General features: G+C 66.9%; 15 protein-coding genes and 1 tRNA gene. 9 read left to right on the top strand and 7 right to left on the bottom strand.

What is annotated here, in order from left to right; genetic code table 11:
* Nucleotides 1–74: 74 nt before the first annotated feature.
* A complete protein-coding gene (locus tag N2K99_RS11980; protein WP_227933108.1) occupies nt 75–1,181 on the bottom strand; it encodes a ThiF family adenylyltransferase in 1,107 nt (368 codons plus the stop codon).
* Between the two features lie 171 nt (nt 1,182–1,352).
* On the opposite strand from N2K99_RS11980, the gene N2K99_RS11975 reads away from it, so the two are divergent.
* Nucleotides 1,353–1,937: a M48 family metallopeptidase gene (locus N2K99_RS11975; RefSeq protein WP_227933109.1), complete on the top strand. Its 585-nt coding sequence runs from the start codon at nt 1,353–1,355 to the stop codon at nt 1,935–1,937.
* Nucleotides 1,938–2,004: 67 nt separating this feature from the next.
* Here N2K99_RS11975 and N2K99_RS11970 read toward each other — a convergent pair whose 3' ends face one another.
* The gene (locus N2K99_RS11970; RefSeq protein ID WP_227933110.1) at nt 2,005–3,501 is read right to left on the bottom strand and encodes a zinc-dependent metalloprotease; all 1,497 of its coding nucleotides are present in this window, start codon (nt 3,499–3,501) and stop codon (nt 2,005–2,007) included.
* A gap of 298 nt (nt 3,502–3,799) precedes the next feature.
* Here N2K99_RS11970 and N2K99_RS11965 point away from each other — a divergent pair, with 298 nt between their 5' ends.
* The 4 genes from N2K99_RS11965 to N2K99_RS11950 all read left to right on the top strand — a co-directional run bounded on the left by N2K99_RS11965 (nt 3,800) and on the right by N2K99_RS11950 (nt 9,067).
* Entirely contained in the window at nt 3,800–5,008 is a 1,209-nt protein-coding gene (locus N2K99_RS11965) for a PDZ domain-containing protein (RefSeq protein ID WP_227933111.1), read from the top strand.
* A 212-nt stretch (nt 5,009–5,220) separates the two neighbouring features.
* Complete coding sequence (locus N2K99_RS11960) at nt 5,221–8,226, top strand: UPF0182 family protein (protein WP_374200033.1); 3,006 nt, start codon at nt 5,221–5,223, stop codon at nt 8,224–8,226.
* Nucleotides 8,227–8,356: 130 nt separating this feature from the next.
* A tRNA-Met gene (locus N2K99_RS11955) sits at nt 8,357–8,430 on the top strand.
* 82 nt (nt 8,431–8,512) lie between these two features.
* Entirely contained in the window at nt 8,513–9,067 is a 555-nt protein-coding gene (locus N2K99_RS11950) for a DUF6328 family protein (RefSeq protein ID WP_227933112.1), read from the top strand.
* Between the two features lie 38 nt (nt 9,068–9,105).
* Here the strand turns inward: N2K99_RS11950 and N2K99_RS11945 are convergent, their stop codons facing one another.
* Nucleotides 9,106–9,843 (bottom strand): PspA/IM30 family protein, encoded by a 738-nt coding sequence (locus N2K99_RS11945; protein ID WP_227918389.1) that lies wholly within the window; start codon nt 9,841–9,843, stop codon nt 9,106–9,108.
* A 102-nt stretch (nt 9,844–9,945) separates the two neighbouring features.
* A complete protein-coding gene (locus tag N2K99_RS11940) occupies nt 9,946–12,048 on the bottom strand; it encodes a YgcG family protein (protein ID WP_260554640.1) in 2,103 nt (700 codons plus the stop codon).
* Nucleotides 12,049–12,396: 348 nt separating this feature from the next.
* On the opposite strand from N2K99_RS11940, the gene N2K99_RS11935 reads away from it, so the two are divergent.
* From N2K99_RS11935 to N2K99_RS11920, 4 genes are all read left to right on the top strand, one after another.
* Nucleotides 12,397–13,884 carry a S1C family serine protease gene (locus tag N2K99_RS11935; RefSeq protein WP_227933114.1) on the top strand — a complete coding sequence of 496 codons (1,488 nt, stop codon included), beginning with the start codon at nt 12,397–12,399 and terminating at the stop codon, nt 13,882–13,884.
* A 219-nt stretch (nt 13,885–14,103) separates the two neighbouring features.
* Nucleotides 14,104–14,943, top strand: a complete 840-nt coding sequence (locus tag N2K99_RS11930; protein ID WP_227918386.1) for an electron transfer flavoprotein subunit beta/FixA family protein — start codon at nt 14,104–14,106, stop codon at nt 14,941–14,943.
* A gap of 62 nt (nt 14,944–15,005) precedes the next feature.
* A complete protein-coding gene (locus N2K99_RS11925) occupies nt 15,006–15,953 on the top strand; it encodes an electron transfer flavoprotein subunit alpha/FixB family protein (RefSeq protein WP_227918385.1) in 948 nt (315 codons plus the stop codon).
* 1 nt (nt 15,954) lies between these two features.
* Nucleotides 15,955–16,698: a PIG-L deacetylase family protein gene (locus tag N2K99_RS11920; protein WP_227918384.1), complete on the top strand. Its 744-nt coding sequence runs from the start codon at nt 15,955–15,957 to the stop codon at nt 16,696–16,698.
* Between the two features lie 76 nt (nt 16,699–16,774).
* On the opposite strand, the gene N2K99_RS11915 is transcribed toward N2K99_RS11920, so the two are convergent.
* Genes N2K99_RS11915 through N2K99_RS11905 form a run of 3 tightly spaced genes read right to left on the bottom strand, consistent with a single transcriptional unit; the run spans nt 16,775 to nt 19,074 of the window.
* Nucleotides 16,775–17,575 carry a class I SAM-dependent methyltransferase gene (locus N2K99_RS11915; RefSeq protein ID WP_227918383.1) on the bottom strand — a complete coding sequence of 267 codons (801 nt, stop codon included), beginning with the start codon at nt 17,573–17,575 and terminating at the stop codon, nt 16,775–16,777.
* 15 nt (nt 17,576–17,590) lie between these two features.
* Nucleotides 17,591–18,058, bottom strand: a complete 468-nt coding sequence (locus tag N2K99_RS11910) for a tRNA (cytidine(34)-2'-O)-methyltransferase (RefSeq protein ID WP_227918382.1) — start codon at nt 18,056–18,058, stop codon at nt 17,591–17,593.
* Nucleotides 18,059–18,099: 41 nt separating this feature from the next.
* Nucleotides 18,100–19,074 carry a J domain-containing protein gene (locus tag N2K99_RS11905; protein WP_227933115.1) on the bottom strand — a complete coding sequence of 325 codons (975 nt, stop codon included), beginning with the start codon at nt 19,072–19,074 and terminating at the stop codon, nt 18,100–18,102.
* Nucleotides 19,075–19,104: the final 30 nt, after the last annotated feature.

Here is a 19,104-nt window from a genome sequence, read left to right as displayed (position 1 = left end):
GCCGGCCGCCGGACGCCGGCCGCCGGACGCGGGCACTGGCGCCGGGCCCCGGCCGCTGGACCTTGGGCCGCCGGCTACGCCACCCGGTTGCTGCTGCGTTGCAGGCGGCAGCCGCAGGCGGGGTGGTAGTCCAGTTTCCGCAGCTGCGGGTAACCGTCGGAAGTCCGCAGCCGCAGGACTGCGGAGAACACCGCCGGTTGATTGATTCCATCCAGGAAGACCAGTGCCGCCATGGCCGCCGCTCCGGCGGCCAGGACCGACCCGGCAAGTTCCTCGCCCGAGGGACCCGACGAGTCCGGCGTGCCCGCATGCCCCTGCCCGGGGGCTTTATCCTCGTCCACCGTCAGGGCTTCCATTGCGGCGTACCACCCGGGATCGGTATCTGCCCGGTGCCGGTCCAGGCATTCCAGGCAGGGCGTGACGCCTGGAACCACCAACGGGCCGATATCCCATCCGCCTTCCTGGGCGGTCAGTACCAGTCGGGGAACACCCTCGTCACCGTCCGGCAGCTCCGACTGCCGTCCCGGCCGTCCGGGACCGGCCCCGACCGCGCGGACGGTCACCGCCAGATCCACTGCGGGCGGAACCTGGCGGCTTCCGCCCGGCGCCATGGTCAGCACCTGAAGGGTGGGGTCGATCCGGAACAGGTGCCGTTTGACGGCGGCTGCCCGGTTCATTCCGATATCGGTCATGGCATAGGCCGTGCCGACATCTGCCGGGCTCACCACCCCGGGGTCGGTGAGCAGCAGGGTGCCAATGCCTGCGGAGGCAAGGGTGCGTGCCACCAGGGCTCCTGCGCGGCCCAATCCATCCACTGAGACGGCCGCAGCGGCGCGCCGCCGGATCGATTCCTCACCGTTGACGCGATAGGCGGAGGAAAGGCGCTGTGCGTCCGGGAGGAGCCGTTCCGAGCGCAGGGAGGGAATGGGGTCCGCGGTTCCCTCCTGCGGTACAAGCAACGGGCCCAGGACCTGCAGGAGCGACGCTGCGCGGTCCGGCGGGAGGGACAGTCCTGCTGCTGTGGCCGCTTCGGCACCGTCCGGAACGCCTTGACGCAGCGCCGCCAGGAAAGCGAGGTCGGCGTCCTGGAGGTTGCGCAGCAGCAGGGATCCTGAGCCGATTCCCAGTTGCCGGGCTCCCGGTGAAACTTCCAGCACATGAATTCCAGGATTGATCCGCATGGCCTGCTCCCGTTGGTCTGGTTCTTCCTGCCCTGTTGCCCGCCCTTGTCCTCCGGGCTGTCGACACTGCCCGCTCGGCCGGGTTGCTGCCCATGCTGGCACGGTGTTCGCAGCCGTTCCGGGTTATCCACAGGCTGCAGGGCCGCCGGCGGCGGCGGCTAGGCTTGGAATATGCCTTCCCCGCACCGGACCGCCGACGTTTCCATCCCGGCCACCACCAGCACCGGAATACCGATCCAGGTCCGCCGGTCCGCCCGGCGGAAGCGGACGGTCAACGCCGTCTTCCGTGACGGGGTGGCGCTGATTTCGATCCCCGCGCATTTCTCCACTGCACAGGAGGCGGAATGGGTGCGCCGGATGGTCGCGCGGCTGGAAGAGCGCTCGGCCGGTGTGCCGGATCCGGAGACCAGCGAGAGCGAGCTGATGCTGCGTGCCGCGGAACTATCCCGGACCTACCTCTCCGGCCGTGCCCGCCCGCAGTCCGTCCGCTGGGTGAGCAACCAGAACTCGCGCTGGGGATCGGCCACGCCCGGCAGGGGAACCATCCGGCTTTCCGACAAGCTGCAGGGCATGCCCGAATGGGTTATCGACTACGTGCTGCTTCACGAACTCGCACACTTGCTGGTGCCCTCGCACGGACCGGCGTTCTGGCGCCTGCTGGAAAGCTATCCGCAGACGGAGACCGCCAAGGCCTTCCTCTCCGGAGCAGCGTTCGCCAGCGCCCGCGGCCTGAAGGGCGAGATGGGGGAGGACTGACCAGTCCTTAAACACAGCTGCTCCAGAGGCTGTTGCCCCTGGAGCAGCTGCGGGTGCTGCCGGTCAGCTAGCTGGCGCCGGGCTTCCCGTCGTCGCCGTCGGCCTTGTCCGAACCGCCGTCGGTCTTATCCGAGCCGCTGTCCGAGCCGCCGTCGGTGTTTCCGGCTGCCGGCGCATCCGTTGCAGTTTCCCCGGAACCCTCTTCTTCAGGGCCGGATTCGTCGGCAGGCGTGTCGAATCCGCCGTCGAGGAGGCGCTTCAGGGCGGCATCAACGTCGGAGTCGGCCGCCTCGAGAAGTTCACGCCGCCGGCTGAAGCCCTTGGGATCATCGAGGTCCTCGGAGGTCGGCAGGAGATCCGGGTGCTGCCAGATGGCATCGCGGCCCTCAATGCCGCGTTCCTCCGTGAGATGCGCCCAGAGTGCAGCGGCATCGCGCAGGCGCCGCGGCCGCAGCTCCAGGCCCACCAGGGAAGCGAATGTGTGCTCAGCGGGACCACCGCTGGCACGACGCCGGCGGATCATTTCCCGAAGGGCCCCCGCCGAGGGCAGGTTCGCGGTGGCAGCGGCCGTGACCTCGTCCACCCAGCCTTCCACCAGGGCCAGGGCGGTCTCCAGCCGTTCAAGGGCGGCATCCTGGGCCGGCGTGCGCTGGGGCTGGAAGACTCCGCCGGACAGGGCAGCCTGGATGGACTCGGGATTGGCCGGGTCGATCTCCCGGGCGGCTTCCTCGATCTTTGACATGTCGATGTGGATGCCGCGGGCATAGCTTTCGATGGTGCCGAAGAGGTGGGACGCCAACCACGGTGCCTGTGCGAAGAGGCGGGCATGCGCTGCTTCCCGGACGGCAAGGTACAGGCGGATTTCCGCTTCCGGGATATCCAGGCCTTCGCCGAAGGCTGCAACGTTGGCGGGCAGCAGTGCCATGGTTCCGGCCGCGAGGGGCAGGCCGACGTCGGTGGAGCTCACCACTTCCTTGGACAGCGCCCCTACGGCCTGGCCGAGCTGGATGCCGAACATTGCGCCGCCCATGTTGGCGAGCATGGAGGACGCCCCGCCCATCATGGACTTCATTTCTTCGGGCATCTGCGTGGTGATGGCATTGGACAGGGCTTCAGAAATGCTCACCGCCACCGGTTCGGTCAGGCGGCGCCAGGAATCCATCGTGGCTTCAACCCACTCCACCCGCGACCAGGCGCGGCCAAGGCTGGCGGTGGACGCGAAATCGGTGGCCGGGTCCAGCCAGAGTTCGGCCAGGTGCAGTGCCTCGTCAACCTCGCGGGCCGCCGTCGGGCCAGTGGAAGGGTCGCTGCCGGTTGCTGCCACCCGCCGGGCGTTGTCCTTGGCCAGCTGCCAGTTCACCGGACCGTCCGAAGAAGCGCTGAACATGGCCTGGACCTGCTGGAAAATCATGGCCATGGCGTTGGGGTCCGAGGGCAGCCCGGCCGCCTTTGCCAGCTCGGTGGGATCCATGCCGCCCGCCCCGCCGGCGCCGAACAGGCGCGCGAGCATTTCGGACAGCGGATCCTGCGGGTTGTCCCCGCGGTCGGATGGATTGGAACTCATGGGATACCACCGGTCCTGTGAAAGAAGATAAAGCGGAAAGATACTGCGGAAGATAATGTGTGCGATGCCCGGCACCTGCCGACCATATTCCCCTTACGCTACCCGCAGCGTCCAACCCCTGTCCTGCACAGGCCGTTTTCGTTCGCTGTAGGCAAAGCCTGCCCTGCACGCCACGGGCGGGGGCCGGGCGTAGGCTTGCAGGGTTGGCAGCCCGAGGGCGCCGGCTCTGTAAACGAGCACCATATAACGAGCACAACTAAACGAGCACAGCACACGAGCGCAGGAAAAGGTTGGTCAGTTGCGCCACTCTCATGACGACAGCAGGACCGCGGCGCAGGGCCGGCCGGGTAATCCCGTGCCCGGGGAGTCTCCCGTCCCGGCCCCGCAGCCGGACGGCAGCTACTCCGTTTATCCGTACCAGGGCCTGGGCGCGGGCCGCCCCGCACCGGCGAAACGCTCCGCCCGTTCCCGGGCGATGATTGCTTCCGGTGCGCTTGCCGCCATCCTCGGCGCCGCCGGCCTGCTGCTGCCCGCCCAGTACGTGGTGGAGTCTCCGGGACCTACGTTCAATACGCTGGGAAGCGCCGGCGATGCAGAAATCATCGAGATCGAGGGGCGCCCGAGCTATCCCACGGAGGGCGAGCTGGACCTGACCACGGTCTACGTTTCCGGCGGCCCGAGCACCAACATCAGCATCTTCCAGGCCGTGGGGGGCTGGGCGAACAATGACGACGTCGTCTATCCCACCGAATTCCTCTACGCGCCGGGAACCACCAGCGACGAGGTGGATGAGGAAAACGCCGCCGCCATGACGTCGTCCCAGGAATCCGCCGTCGCCGCAGCCCTGACCCAGCTGGATATCGGCTATACGCAGGAACTTACCGTGGCAGCCGTGGTTGAGGGGGCGCCGGCCGAAGGCGTGCTGGAGGCCGGAGACACCGTGGTTGCAGTGAATGACACCCGGATCGACGGCATCGAGAGCCTGCGCGCGGTCCTGAACGACGGCGGCGGCTCGCCTGCGGCAATCACGGTACGGCGGGACGGGGACGAAGTAACCGAATCCGTGACGCCGCGGGAATCCGATTCCGGTACCTATCAGCTCGGCATCGAACTGGCGACCTCCTTCGAGTTCCCTTTCGAGGTCAACATCGGTGCAGGAATGGAACGTGTAGGCGGTCCGTCCGCGGGGATGATGTTCGCCCTGGGGATCGTGGACCGGCTCACCCCGGAACCGTTGACCGGCGGCAGGCACTTCGCCGGAACCGGGACCATCGACGCGGCCGGGAATGTTGGCCCCATCGGCGGGATCCGGCAAAAACTGATCGGGGCGTCCGACGCCGGTGCCGAGTATTTCCTGGCCCCCGCCGACAACTGCGGCGAGGTCGTCGGCCATATTCCGGCAGGCCTGGACGTGGTGCGGGTTTCCACCCTGGACGAGGCCATCCAGGCGGTAGAAAAGCTCGCCGCCGGCGGGAGTGCGGCGGACCTGCCACAGTGCACCCCCTAGTAGTAGACGGCCCGGCCTAGTTACGATCGGGACAAGGTTGTTTGCGGCACCGGATCTAAGTGGCAGCCGCAGAGCAATCCAAGGCAGAATGATTTACGGACGGCTTCCGGGGTAACCGGTGGGGAAACAGGGCTGGAAACACGACCCGAAAGCATTCCCGCCGGCGCATCCCGGTCAGGCCGCGAGCCGACGCACCGAACGATGAGGTAACTGTGACTTCCGGACCAAACGGCCCATTTTCCCGACCCGGTACGGCCACGGCCGTCGGCAGGCGACGGCGGCGCAGCCCGCTGATCGCAACGCTGATCGTAGTTGCCGTCCTGGTCATTGGCTTTGTGTACTTTTCCCAGGTTTACGCGAACGTCCTGTGGTACAACCAGCTGGGGTATCTGGAAGTCTTCGTCAAGGAGAACCTGACCCGTATCTCCATGTTCCTTGCAGCCTTCCTCGTGATGGCAGCCGGAGTGTTCACCAGTATCCGGGTGGCCTACACGTCGCGGCCGATCTATGCGCCGGACAGTGCACTCCAGGACAACCTCAACCGGTACCAGGCCCAGCTTGAGCCCATCCGCAAGCTGCTGATGATCGGTATTCCGATCGTGGTCGGCGGCTTCGCCGGCACGGCCGCCATGTCCATGTGGCAGCAGGCCCTGCTCTTCTTCAACCGGCGCGATTTCGGACAGACAGATCCGCAGTTCAACATGGACTACAGCTTCTACCTGAACACGCTGCCCTTCATCGGGTTCCTGGTGGGCTTCCTGATCAGCGTCGTCGTCATTGCCGGTATTGCCGGCCTGATGACCCACTACCTTTACGGCGGCATCCGGCTGGAGGAGAAGGGCGTGTTCGTCAGCCGCCCGGCCCGCCTGCACCTGGCCATCATCGCCGCAGCGTTCCTCATCCTGCAGGGCATCAACTTCTGGCTCGACCGCTACGACACCCTGCTGAGCACCTCGGGAACCTGGACCGGCGCCCTCTACACCGACGTCGAGGCCGTCATCCCGACCAAGGCGATCCTGGCTGTTGCCTCGGTCATCGTTGCCGTCCTGTTTATCCTTTCCGCCGTCATCGGCCGCTGGCGCCTGCCGATTATCGGCACCGCAATGCTGATCATCACGGCCATCGTGGCCGGCGGCGTCTACCCCTGGATTGTCCAGCGCTACCAGGTGCAGCCTTCGGAACTGAGCCTCGAGCGCGAATACATCCAGCGCAACATCGACCTCACGCGGGAGGCCTACGGCCTGACCGACACCGAGGTCATCCCGTACGACGCCACGGTGAACGCCAACGCCGGAGCCCTTGAACAGGACGCCGGCACCACGGCCAACATCCGCCTCCTGGACCCGAATGTCGTCTCCGACGCGTTCGGCCAGCTGCAGCAGTTCCGCCAGTACTACCAGTTCCCGCAAACCCTGAACGTGGACCGCTACGAGATCGACGGCGAAGTCCAGGACACGGTCATCGCTGTCCGCGAGCTGAACGTCGGCGGCGTGCCCGCAGGCTGGGTCAACGAACACATCCTCTACACCCACGGCTACGGCGTGGTGGCGGCGCGCGGTTCAACGGTCGGGGCGGACGGCAAGCCCAGCTTCATGGAGTCCGGCATTCCCTCCACCGGTGTGCTCACCGACGGCGGCGAGTACGAGCCGCGGATCTACTTCGGCGAAAACTCTCCGCAGTACTCGGTGGTCGGCGCACCGGAGGGCACCCCGCCGGTGGAAATCGACCGCCCGCAGACGGGCAACTCGGAAGAGGAATCGCAGACCACCTTCAGCGGCGAGGGCGGCCCGAGCGTCGGGAACTTCTTCAACCAGCTGGTCTACGCGATCAAGTTCCAGTCCACCGAACTGCTGCTCGCGGACGCGATCAACGAGGAATCCCAGATCCTCTATGACCGCGACCCCCGCGAGCGGGTGGAAAAGGTTGCGCCGTACCTGACCGTGGATTCCAACGCGTACCCCGCTGTCATTGACGGCCGGGTGAAGTGGATCGTGGACGGCTACACCACGAGCAAGTACTTCCCCTACTCCACGCAGCAGGAGCTGCAGGATGCAACCACGGACTCGCTGACTCCGGGCGCTGCCGCGCTGCCGCAGGAACAGGTGAACTACATCCGCAACGCAGTGAAGGCCACGGTTGATGCCTACGACGGTTCCGTCGAGTTGTATGCCTGGGACGATGAGGATCCGCTGCTGAAGTCCTGGCAGAGCGTCTTCCCCTCCACCCTGAAAAAGTACAGCGACATGTCCGCTGACCTGATGGCGCACGTGCGTTACCCGGAAGACCAGTTCAAGGTCCAGCGTGAACTGCTCGGCAAGTACCACGTCACCGATCCGGATTCCTTCTACAAGAACGACGACGCCTGGAGCGTTCCGGCCGATCCCACGGGCGGCAACGGCAGCGTCAAGCAGCCTCCGTACTACCTGTCGCTGCAGATGCCGGGCCAGGATGAAGCGACCTTCTCGCTGACGACGCCGTTCATTCCGTTCGTGAGCGAAGGCGGCGACCCCCGCAACGTGCTCTACGGTTTCCTCTCCGCTGAGGCAGACGCCGGCACCGGGGAAGCGGGTGTCAGGAGCGAGGACTACGGCAAGCTTCGGCTGCTGGCCCTGCCCACGGATACGGCTGTTCCCGGGCCGGGCCAGGCGCAGAACACCTTCAACTCCGACCCCACCGTCTCGAACGCGTTGAACCTCCTGCGCCAGGGTGCTTCGGAAGTCATCAACGGCAACCTGCTGACCTTGCCGGTCGGTGACGGCATCCTGTACGTGCAGCCCGTGTACGTCCAGTCCTCGGGTGAGGCCTCATATCCGACGCTGCAGCGGGTGCTGGTGAACTTCGGCGAGAAGGTGGGCTTCGCACCCACCCTGGAAGAAGCCCTGGACCAGATCTTCGGCGGAGACTCCGGTGCGTCCACGGGAGATGCCGGCAACGTCGGGGCTACGCCTCCGACAGCGGAAGGCGGCGGCGACGTGACCGCCCAGTCCGAACTGGCTACGGCGCTTTCCGATGCGGGGCAGGCCATCCAGGACGGCCAGGCTGCCCTTGGCCGCGGTGACTTTGCCGCCTACGGCGAGTCCCAGGCCCGCCTCCAGGACGCCATTGCCCGGGCTACTGCAGCCCAGGAACGGATGGAAGGTGCTGCCGGCGGCGACGCCACCGAGGCGCCTGCCGACGGCGCCACTGCTCCGGCGGAAGACAGCGACGGCGGCAACTAGCGGACCGGCGGCGGCGCACCCAGGGTGCTCCGCCGCCGGCTTGCCGGCCGGGCCTCGGGTCCCGCAGCTTTGGACCGGAGGGTTCCGGTTTGCGCCGGGGTCCTGCGGCGGGTAGAGTTAGATATCACGCCGCGGGGTGGAGCAGTTCGGTAGCTCGCTGGGCTCATAACCCAGAGGTCGCAAGTTCAAATCTTGCCCCCGCAACAAAGGAAAGTCCCTCGAGGATCCGCAAGGAACCTCGGGGGACTTTTGTTTTGCCCGCCAATGGACCCACTACACTTCCCACATGGGCGATACTCCGGCGGAACGGGACCCGGACCGCGGTGAGACCCCGCTGCAGAAGCAGGACCGGAACTGGACGGACCTGCTGCAGGAGCTGCGGGTGCTCCAGACCGGCATCCAGATCCTGACCGGATTCCTGCTGACGCTGCCGTTCCAGCAGCGCTTCACCGAACTGAACCCGGTCCAGGTGGGCATCTACCTGTGCCTGGTGGTGCTTTCGGTGCTTGTCACCGCGCTGCTGCTGTCAACGGTGGTGATGCACCGCGCCTTCTTCCAGCGGCGGATCAAGGGGAACCTCGTGGACAGCGCGGACCTGCTGCTGCGCCTTACCTTGGTACTGGTGGGCCTGATCCTGGTCGGGACCATTGGCCTGGTGTTCGACCTCGTACTCTCCGGTGCAGCCGGCGCCATAGCCGCAGTATCGGTGGCGGTTGTCGTGGCCCTGCTGTGGCTGCTCCTGCCTCTTCTCCTGAGGCGGCAGGCCCTGCGCCGACGCACGGCCCGGCAGCGCCGGCCCCGGCGGGAACGCACCAGACGGACGAAGGGCGGGCGCCGGTAGCGGCACCCGCCCTTCGGCAGTACTGGAAGCAGCTGCGGCTAGTCCTCGATGGCGGACTGCGTTGTGCCGGAAGACTTCAGGGCCGCCAGACGGGCTTCGACCTCGGTCTGCTCGCCGAGATCCTCAAGTGACTCGAACTGCGAATCAAGGCTGGAGGAAGCCAGCTCGTTGGCGCCGCGGACGCGGGCTTCTTCGCGGCGGATCTTCTCCTCGAAACGGCCCACCTCAGAGGTCGAGTCCATGACGTCGATGCTCTTCATGGCCTCATGCATCTGCGTCTGCGCGGAGGCGTTGCGGGCGCGGGCAATCAGTTCGTCGCGCTTGCTGGTGAGCTGGTCCAGCTTGCCCTTCATCTGGTTCAGGCCGGTCTTGAGGCGTTCAACGATCTCTTCCTGGGAAGCAATGGTCGGCTGTGCGCCCTTGGCTTCGTTTTCAGAGGCGATCTGGCGCTGAAGGGCCACCTTGGCAAGGTTGTCGAACTTCTCGGCGTCGGCGGTGTTCCCGGCCGCGCGGAACTCATCGGCCTTGCGGGAAGCCGCCAGCGCCTTGTTGCCCCAGTTCTGGGCGTTCTGGATGTCCTCGTTGTAGTCGTCCTGGAGCATCCGAAGGTTCCCGATGGTCTGCGCGACGGCGCTCTCGGCCTCAGCGATGTTGTTGCTGTAATCCCGCACCATCTGGTCGAGCATCTTCTGCGGATCCTCGGCCTGGTCGAGGATGGCATTGATGTTGGCCTTGGCCAATTGAGTGATACGTCCGAAAATCGACTGCTTAACCACGGTGTCTGCCTTTCAATCTGCTGTGTTCGGAAAAAGCCCGCCTCCGCCATGGAGCGTTACGGGTACATCTTGGTGCACTTTTGCGTCTTTGGCCCGTGTTGGCTAGAAGTTTCCGCCGGATGAGCCGAACCCGCCGCCTCCGCCGAACCCGCCGCCTCCGCCGAACCCGCCGCCGCCTCCGCCGAAGCCGCCGAACCCGCCGCCGCCCCATCCGCCGCCGTGCGAGCCGCCGCGCAGGATGGAATCAATGAGGATACCTCCGAGGATGGCGCCGCCCAGGCCGTTGCCGCCGCCTCCGCCCATTCCGCCGCCGAAGCCGCCTCCGCCGAAACCTCCGCCGAAACCGTCGACGTCCTGCTGCGCCATTTCCGCTGCCTGGGCAGCCAGGGCATTGGCCTGCTGGGCGTAGGCGAGGGCGCTCACCGGATCTGAGGACTGCATTGCCACGGCCTGCTGCAGATTGCGCTCAGCCTCGGCCAGCCGGGTCCGGGCTTCGCTGCCGACGCCTCCGCGGCGTGCCCGGATGTAGTCCGAGGTGCCGGAAATCTGCGCCTGTGCGGCCATCATGGCGTGCTGCAGGGAATCCCGTGCCCGGCGTTCCTGCTCCTGGCGGTCCCGGATGCCTTCCAATGCGGCATCGAGTTGGCTGTTGGCCGTTTCCAGCCGGCGCAGCAGGTCCACCGGGTCAATGGGCCCGGCCTGCGTGGCCTGGTTCACGGCATCGAGGGCGGCACGGACCCCGGCTGCCGGACCGGCAAGACCGGGAGTGCTTCCGCCGGCGGCAATAGCGCCGGCCTGTGCCAGGTCCTGGTTGGCATCGGCCACCGCGCGCTGGAGCTCCTGGCGTGCGGCGTCGAGTTCCTGGCTCCGCTTGTCGATCGCATCCAGCAGGACGTCGGCCTGGTGGACGGACTCTTCGGCCGCCCGGACGGAAACCACTGCCGAAGAAGTATCCCCTTCGGCCAGCTTTTCATTCGCCGTCGCGGCGGCATTGGACACGAACGCCAGGCGTTCATGGGCCTGGTCGATGTTGTCGCTGATCTGGCTGACGGCGGATGCGGCGTAGCGGGACCGCAGCGAATCGAGTGTCGCCGCCGAGGTGCTCAGGCGCGAGGCGGCCTGGTCAGCGGCTGCCTGTGCCGCGGCCAGGGCGGCGGGGGCGTTCTTCTCCAGTTCCCGGAGGGAATCGAACTCTTCCTTGTGTGCCTGCAGCGACTCGTTCACTGCCTCGCACCGGCGGATGATTTCCTTCAGCCAGGTCCGTTGCTGCTGCTCGGTGTCGGGTATGTGGTCATCAAGCTGCTGCTGCAGCTTGAAGGACTCGCCCATGTGCGCGCGTGCTGCCGTCAGGTCCTCGGAGAAGGTTGTGACGGCATCCTCGCCGTAGGCGGCCATGGCAAATCCAAGTTCCTGCTCGCTGGACTTGATCGCGTCGTCGGCCGCCACGAGCAGGCTGCCGGCGCGCTTGCGCAGGTCCGGCACGCTCATGGTGTCCAGCGGATCCACCGGGGCGGCGGGGCCCTGCTGCTGTACGGGCGCAGCGGCGGCGGACTTGCGGCGGCGGCTGCGGATCAGCAGGGCGGTCCCCAGTCCACCGGCGACGACTACGCCGCCAACCAGCAGGGGAGCCACGTCGGCTCCGCCGGATTCCTCCGCGGCGGCAACCTCTCCGTCTCCGCCGCGGGCAATGTCTTCCAGGGACTCCGCAGCGTTCACTGCGCTGTTGGCCCACTGGGCGGAGGAAATGTCCTGCGAGCCCAGCAGGGGGTCGGTTGCAGCAGCGAGAATGGCGTTGCGCCGCTCCTGGTTCAGGACGCTCTGGTCCCCGGTGGAGACCTGTATCTTGCGGTCCTCGGTGGCGATGCTCAGGAGTGCTTCCTTAGCGCCCATGCCCTTGCCCTCCACCACCTGCTCCGACCAGGCGGCCGGGTCTGCGGGACTGGTGAAGGAATCCACGTAAACCACGTAGAGGGTGTACCCGCTGTTCCGCTGCACTTCCGAAATTGCTTCCTCCACCTCGGAAGCATCACTGCCCAGCACATTCGCGGGGTCCACGACGAATTCGCCCGGCGGTATCCGTACGGGGGATTCCGCCGGCACCTGGACCACCGAACCGGCGGCCGCCTGGACGGGATCCGCGGGCCCGGCAAAAGCAGCGGCGGGGACCAGGACCGTAACTGCGCTCAGGCCTAGTACGGCCGCCAACCTGTTCCGTGACCGCATACAACGTCCTTTGGTTTTAATCTCGCTCGGTTCCAGCTGCCGTAAGGGGCAGCTTATGCGGCCCCGGACCTTGGTACCGATTCTAGGGGCCGCCCTATGCCGCGTCCACCGCGACCGGAGCGGGAGAGTCGGCAGCGTGCCCGGGGAACGCCCGCCTGACCTGCACCTTTACCCTCTTTCTCGAGTAGCCTGCCAGTACGACGGCGTTCGGTTTGTTCACAGCGGATGTCCAGCAATCGTCCCCGTACATCCCAGCTAGCACTGCCATAGTGGATAAAAAGAACGATGTGGCTACACCATGGGTAAACGAACTTTGAAAGGACAACCCACATGACTGAGCAACACGGCGGTCCCGAGGGCCCCGAACGCCCGTTGCCGCCCCGGCCGCCGGCGCCGCCGTCGTATTCGGGGACCGCTGCGGGGGAATCTCACAGCGAAACACAGGGGGATACGCCGGGCAACCCGCAGACCGAACCCCTGGCGAATGCTGTCCCTGCGCAGGGACAGCCGGGCCACGGAAACGGCCCGGCCGCCTACGGGTCTTCCGCTTACGGGTCCACGGACTCGGGCAGCGCCTTCCACGCACCGGCGGGAACTACGCCGGCCCCTGAATCCCGGGCAAAGAAGTTCGGGACGGGAACACTGGTTGCGGGCATGCTGCTTGCAGGTCTGTTCGGCGGCGGCGTGGCCGTCGGGGCCAACACGCTCATGGATGACGGCAATACTGCCGGCCAGGCCAGCCAGCCGCAGACAGTCGTGGTGAATGACGAAGACAGCGTCAACTCGGTCACGGCGGCGGCAGTGAAGGCCTCACCGAGTGTGGTCACCATTGAAGTTGCCGCCTCCGGCAGCACGGGCACCGGTTCCGGGATCATCCTGGACGAGGACGGCCACATCCTGACCAACACCCACGTAGTCACCCTCGGAGGCACCGCCGCCGATCCCGTCGTCGAAGTCCAGACGGCGGACGGACGGGTCCTGACCGCGACCATCGTCGGGACGGACCCCCTGTCCGACCTCGCGGTCATCAAGGTGGACGCCCCGGACCTGACACCCGCTGCCCTGGGCGATTCCGGGAACCTGAATGTCGGGGACACCGTGATTGCCATCGGCGCCCCGCTCGGCCTGTCCGGGACAGTGACTGACGGCATCGTCTCCACCCTCAACCGCACCATCAGCGTCCAGTCCTCGGCCGCGCCGGAAGAGTCGGAAAGCTCAGACGAACCCGAAGACAACGGTTTCGGTTTCCGGTTCGCTCCGCCGGACGGATCCTCGCAGGACCAGAGCACCGCGGAGAGCTCGATCTTCCTCAACGTGGTGCAGACCGACGCCGCCATCAACCACGGCAACTCCGGCGGCGCGCTGGTCAACACCGACGGTGAAGTCATCGGCGTAAACGTCGCGATTGCCTCCGCCGCCTCCGGTGCCGCAGGCGAGGACAGCGGCAACATCGGTGTCGGGTTCGCCGTTCCCATCACCTACGCCGAGCGGGTAGCGGAAGAAATCATCGACAACGGGTCCGCGACCCACGGTTACCTTGGCGTCTCGGTGACGCCGGCAACCGCATCCGATTCGTCGTCGACGTTCACCGTGGGTGCCGAGGTCGCCGAAGTGGTATCCGGGTCGCCGGGCGAAAAAGCCGGCCTGCGCAAGGGCGATGTGGTCACGTCCGTCAACGGCATCCCGGTTACGGATGCCCAGTCGCTGACTGCAGCCATCCGGATGCAGCCCGCCGGCGGCAAGGCGACGATCGACTTCACCCGGGACGGTAAAACGGACAGCGTTGACGCCACCCTCGGGGATTCGGCAAAGCAGTAACACCGCCATAGCCGGACTCCATAGTTCGAGCAGGCAACGAAGGGCCGCGCCGGGAGTATCCGGGCGCGGCCCTTCCGTTTGCACCCGCCCTGCATTTGCGCGGACGCGAAAGCCCGGCCAGTGTGTGATTAGCTTTAAACGCGCCGCTCCTTGGCGGCGCGCGTCGGCGGGAGGATCTCCAGGCCGCCGGGAAACGATTTTCCTATCGGAAAGGCCGGAATGCAGGAGTCAGCCACCCATCCGCTGAACATTGTTGTCTTGGTAAAGCATGTCCCCGACGCGCAGTTTGACCGGCACCTCACCGGCCCCGGGCATACCTTGAACCGCGCCGAGAGCATCCTCTCCGAACTGGACGAGTACGCCCTTGAGGCGGCACTGCAGCTGGCCGAGGCCCGCGGCGGGGAGAGCGCCGGGAACCGGGTGACTGCCCTGGCCATGGGCCCGGCGGCAGCAGTGAACGCGGTGAAGAAGTCCCTGCAGATCGGCGCCTATGCAGGCGTGCACCTGGCCGACGACGCCCTGGCCGGTTCCGATGCAGCCGGCACCTCGCTGGCTCTTGCCGCTGCGGTACGCACCATCGCTGAATCCCAGGGGCCGGTGGACCTGGTCATCACGGGCATGGCCTCCACGGACGGTGAGACCTCGCTGGTTCCCGCGCAGCTCGCCGAAAGGCTGCAGCTGGCACAGGTGACCTTTGCTTCCGAACTCGACGTAGTGGACGTCGACGGCGCCCCGGTTGTGAAGGCGCGCCGCGACGGTGACTCCTTCACCGAAACCGTTGAGGCGCCGCTGCCGGCCCTGGTATCGGTGACGGACCAGGCCAACAGTCCCCGCTATCCGAACTTCAAGGGCATCATGGCAGCGAAGAAGAAACCCGTTACGGTGCTGACACTCGCCGAGATCGGAGTGGACCCGGCGCAGGTGGGGCACGACGGCGCCTGGACGGCAGTAGCCGCCTCCGCTCCGCGGCCGCCGCGCTCGCAGGGAACCATCATCACCGACGACGGCACCGCCGGCGTGCAGCTGGTGGACTACCTTGCCGCGCAGAAACTGATCTAAGACTTCTCCTGCTTGAACCGGCGCTTCGCAGGCGCCGCCGCCTACGTCCTAAGGAGCGCACCATGGCGTCCGTCCTGGTTTTTCTCGATGTCCCAGCCCTTCCCCTGCCGCGGGCTGCCCGCGAACTGCTGACCCTTGCCGCCACGGTGGGGGAACCCGCGGTGGCTGCCGCCCACCGCGTGGATCCGGCCATGCTCGAAGCACTTGCCTCCCACGGCGCCGTGAAGGTTTACGAGCCGGCCGGGGAACTGGACACCGTCCTGGTGGCCGCGAAGGCCGCCTTCCTGGCGGATGCCGCCAAGAGCGAGCAGCCCGCCGCGATCCTGCTGGGCAACTCCTTCGAGGACCGCGAGATTGCCGCCCGCGCCGGAATCAAGCTCGGCTCCGGCGTCATCACTGACGCCGTTGCGGTGGCGCCGGACCTTGCCGTCACCAAGTCGGTGCTGGCCGGGTCCTACACCTCGACCTGCCGGGTACGCACCGGCACACCCATCATCACCGTGAAAGCCAACAGTATCGAGCCCGCACCGGCCGATCCGTCAGCCGCGGCTCCGCAGCGGGTCGAGGTTCCGCTCTCGGAAACCGGTCCTGCCGCACGGGTCACCGGCCGCTCCGGCAAGCGCGTGAGCGGACGTCCCGAACTGGCCGAGGCGCGGGTGATCGTTGCGGGCGGACGCGGCATGGACGGGAACTTCGGTCCCGTGGAGGAACTCGCGGACCTCCTCGGCGGAGCGGTGGGCGCTTCCCGTGCGGCCACGGACGCGGGCTGGATTGAACATTCCGCCCAGGTGGGACAGACCGGCAAGACCGTCTCCCCGCAGTTGTACATTTCCGCCGGCATTTCCGGCGCCATCCAGCAGAAGGCCGGTATGCAGACCGCCAAGGTGATCGTCGCGGTCAACAAGGACGCCGATGCACCGGTGTTCGAGATCGCGGACTTCGGCATTGTCGGCGATGTGTTCTCCGTGCTGCCCCAGGCCGCCGAAGAGATCCGGAAGCGCAGGGCCTGACATGTTCCCGACGTCGGCCCCTGCCCGGGTCCTGGCCTTCGCAGCTCATCCGGACGACATCGATTTCGGTGCCGCCGGCACCCTGGCCCGCTGGGCACGCGAGGGCACGGAAATCACCTACTGCATCATGACCTCCGGTGATGCCGGGGGCTTCGATCCTACGGACCGCTCCGGCGTTACTGCCCTGCGGAGCGGGGAACAGCGGGAAGCCGCCCGGCAGGTGGGAGTGCAGGACATAGTGTTTCTGGGGGAGCGGGACGGCTACTTGGAAGCCAACCACTCGGTGATCGCCCGCGTGGTGGAGCAGATCCGGCGCGTGCGTCCCGACGTCGTGCTGTCCATGCACCCCGAGCGGAACTGGGACCGCCTCCAGGCGAGCCACCCCGACCATCTGGCCTGCGGCGAAATAGTGACTCGGGCCGTGTACCCGGCCGCTGAGAATCCCTTCGCCTATCCGGAGCTCGCGGAACAGGGGCTGGAAGCGTACAAGGTGCCGTGGCTGTGGTTTTACGGTGCGCCGCGGGAGCGGGAGAACACTGCCGTGGACGTCAGTTCCACGGTAGACGTCAAGCTTGCCGCCATCCGGGTCCATGCGAGCCAGCATCCGGACATCGAGGGCATGGACGCCTCGGTCCGGCGGTTCCTGCAGGACAACGCCCGCCGGCACGGCCTGGCTGAGGGAGTCAGCGCGGAAACATTCCATGCCGTAGGCGTGAACACCCCGGAGACCATCGCCGGATTCTAGCCGCCGCAGCTACTGCCGCTTGTCCCTGCCCTGCCCGCCGTCCCTCCAGTGGACGGCGGGCCTGCCGTTGCCTGGTTTACGGGCGGACGGCCGTGGCGATCAGGGTGTCGGTATTCAGTGCAAAGTCGTCGCCGAGTTCGGCCAGGAACGCGGTCCGGACCCGGTCCACGGCTGCCGGGTCTTCGGGCAGCAGCATCCGGTAGCCGCCGCCGAGCACCAGCGACCAGGCGAGGGACGGGCTGAGCTGGACCTGTCCGGGCGTGGGGACCACGGTGATTTCGGCCAGGCCGAGGGATTCGAGCCAAGAGGTGAGCTGCTCCGGCGTCTGAAGCCGCTGGGCGTTTTCGGCTCCCGACTGGGGGAGGGCCTCAAGGTCGGGCCGTTCCTGCAGGCAGGCTTTCCACAGCAGTTCCCTGAACGGCTCCCAGGATCCTTCGGCCCATGTGCTGAGGGCGAAGCGCCCGCCGCTGCGAAGCAGCGACACGAGGTGGGCGGCGCCGGCATCCATTTCCGGAAGGAAGAACAGGGAGTAGGCGCAGACCACCGCGTCATAGGGTGCCTCGGCCTGCCACGAGGTGAGGTCGGCCTGTGCAAGGTGGACATTGTTGAGCGAGAGGGTGTCTGCCTTGGCCTGGGTCAGGGCAAGCATCTCTGCGCTGAGGTCCACCCCGTCGACGACGCCGTCGGGACCGGCGAACTGCGCGGCCGGGATGGTGGTGGCACCGGTGCCGCAGCCTGCGTCCAGGACCCGGTCGCCGAGCGTGATGTCCGCCGCGGCCACGAGCGCATTTCCCATGGGATTCCAGAGCGACGGCGCGAGCCGCTCGAAGTCGGCGGCGCCGTCGTCGAACGCGTTGCCGATGTGGAGTTCAGGCATGGGAAGAATCCTTCGCTAGAGCTGGGCACCGGCGAAGCCGTGCTGGCGCCAGGCTTCGTAAACGGCTATGGAGGCTGAATTTGCAAGGTTCAGGGAGCGCAGGGTGGGCAGCATGGGCAGCCGTACCCGGGCGGTGACATGCGGGTCCTTCTTCACCTCGTCCGAAAGTCCGACCGACTCGCGGCCGAACATCAGGACGTCTCCGGCACGATACTCGATATCCGTGTAGGAAGTGTCACCGTCCGAGGTGAAGGCGTATACGCGTTCGGGTTTCAGGGCTTCCCAGGCGTCCTGCAGGCTTGCATGGACATGCAGGACGGCGAGGTCGTGGTAATCCAGGCCTGCGCGCCGAAGTTTGGAATCCTCCAGGCTGAAGCCGAGGGGCTCAACCAGGTGGAGCTCGGCCCCCGTGATGGCGGCAAGGCGAATGGCATTTCCGGTGTTGCCGGGGATTTCAGGGGAATGGAAGAGGATACGGAACACGAATACATCCTATGCCCGGCGCCGGGGCCCCAACGCATCGGTCAACGGGTGGACGCGTCGATCAACGGCGCCAGTACCGGCAGCTGGACGGTGTTAGGCGAGGGGCCTTCGGCAAAGAACCTACGCAGTTCCCGCAGCAGGCCGCCGGGGTTGGCGACATGCAGGGTCGCAGGTGCTGAGCGGCTCAGCCTCGGCGGGTAATCGACGATGGGCTCGAAAGGATTGCCGTTGGGGCTGTGGAGGACAAGCCAGCCCGTGGCATTGCACTCCGGAAAGCGGGACTGGAGGGTGCGCACCGCATCGGCCAGCCGCAGGGTGGACACCTCCCGGCCGCGGTGCAGCAGATGCTGTCCGTCCCACCGGTAGTTGCCGGGCGAGGCCATCAGCGAACCCAGGACTGCCATGCGGTAGCCGCCCAGCAGCACGTGGCTGACATCTAGGTTGCCGCCGCGCGGTCCTGTGTCCGGAATATGGAGGCCGTTGACCAGGCGCGCGGCCGGGTAGTCCTGGAGCAAATCGCGTTCCAGCAGGTGGATGGTCCGGTTTTCGGCGTCGAAGCGTCCCGCGGCGTTGGAGCCGATCCGCGCGAAGAAACCGGGACGGCGCGGCGCGCCGTGGACCTGCTGTCCGGCCAGGGCCAGGGGGATGAGGGGAGGATCCTTCGGGGAGAAATCCGGGACAAACACCGGTGGCCGGTCCAGGTCTGCCATGGTCCTTTCCGGCGCGGACCGGGTTCCCGCGGCCCGGCTGGCCGGGCTGCCGGAGCTGGTGCCGGCAGCGGCGCCGGTGCTGCCCGCGTCCGTGCCCTGGCCGAACCGGCGATCGTAAGCGGCCTTTAGCCGCGGATCGGAAAGCACCCGGTAAGCTTCCGTGACCCGATGGAAGCTCTCGCTCGTGCCGCCCTGGTCCGGATGGGCGTTCCGGGCTGCCTTCCGGTAGGCGGTCTTGATTTCGACCGCCGATGCCGCGCGGGTCAGGCCTAAGACCTCATAGAGGGTCGGGTCTGACGGGCTCAAAGCGGTTCCTCTCGGGCGGCTGGTCCGGCT

It is taken from the genome of Arthrobacter sp. zg-Y1110 (assembly GCF_025244865.1).
Taxonomy (GTDB): domain Bacteria; phylum Actinomycetota; class Actinomycetes; order Actinomycetales; family Micrococcaceae; genus Arthrobacter_B.
The sequence above is the reverse complement of the archived record's forward strand: the minus strand, read 5'-3'. Positions and strand labels throughout refer to the sequence as shown.

Excerpts from the sequence above, each read along its gene's own strand:
- N2K99_RS11980 (WP_227933108.1), bottom strand. The coding sequence starts at position 1,181 with ATGCGGATCAATCCTGGAATTCATGTGCTGGAAGTTTCACCGGGAGCC.
- N2K99_RS11975 (WP_227933109.1), top strand. The coding sequence starts at position 1,353 with ATGCCTTCCCCGCACCGGACCGCCGACGTTTCCATCCCGGCCACCACC.
- N2K99_RS11970 (WP_227933110.1), bottom strand. The coding sequence starts at position 3,501 with ATGAGTTCCAATCCATCCGACCGCGGGGACAACCCGCAGGATCCGCTG.
- N2K99_RS11950 (WP_227933112.1), top strand. The coding sequence starts at position 8,513 with ATGGGCGATACTCCGGCGGAACGGGACCCGGACCGCGGTGAGACCCCG.
- N2K99_RS11935 (WP_227933114.1), top strand. The coding sequence starts at position 12,397 with ATGACTGAGCAACACGGCGGTCCCGAGGGCCCCGAACGCCCGTTGCCG.
- N2K99_RS11930 (WP_227918386.1), top strand. The coding sequence starts at position 14,104 with ATGCAGGAGTCAGCCACCCATCCGCTGAACATTGTTGTCTTGGTAAAG.
- N2K99_RS11925 (WP_227918385.1), top strand. The coding sequence starts at position 15,006 with ATGGCGTCCGTCCTGGTTTTTCTCGATGTCCCAGCCCTTCCCCTGCCG.
- N2K99_RS11920 (WP_227918384.1), top strand. The coding sequence starts at position 15,955 with ATGTTCCCGACGTCGGCCCCTGCCCGGGTCCTGGCCTTCGCAGCTCAT.
- N2K99_RS11915 (WP_227918383.1), bottom strand. The coding sequence starts at position 17,575 with ATGCCTGAACTCCACATCGGCAACGCGTTCGACGACGGCGCCGCCGAC.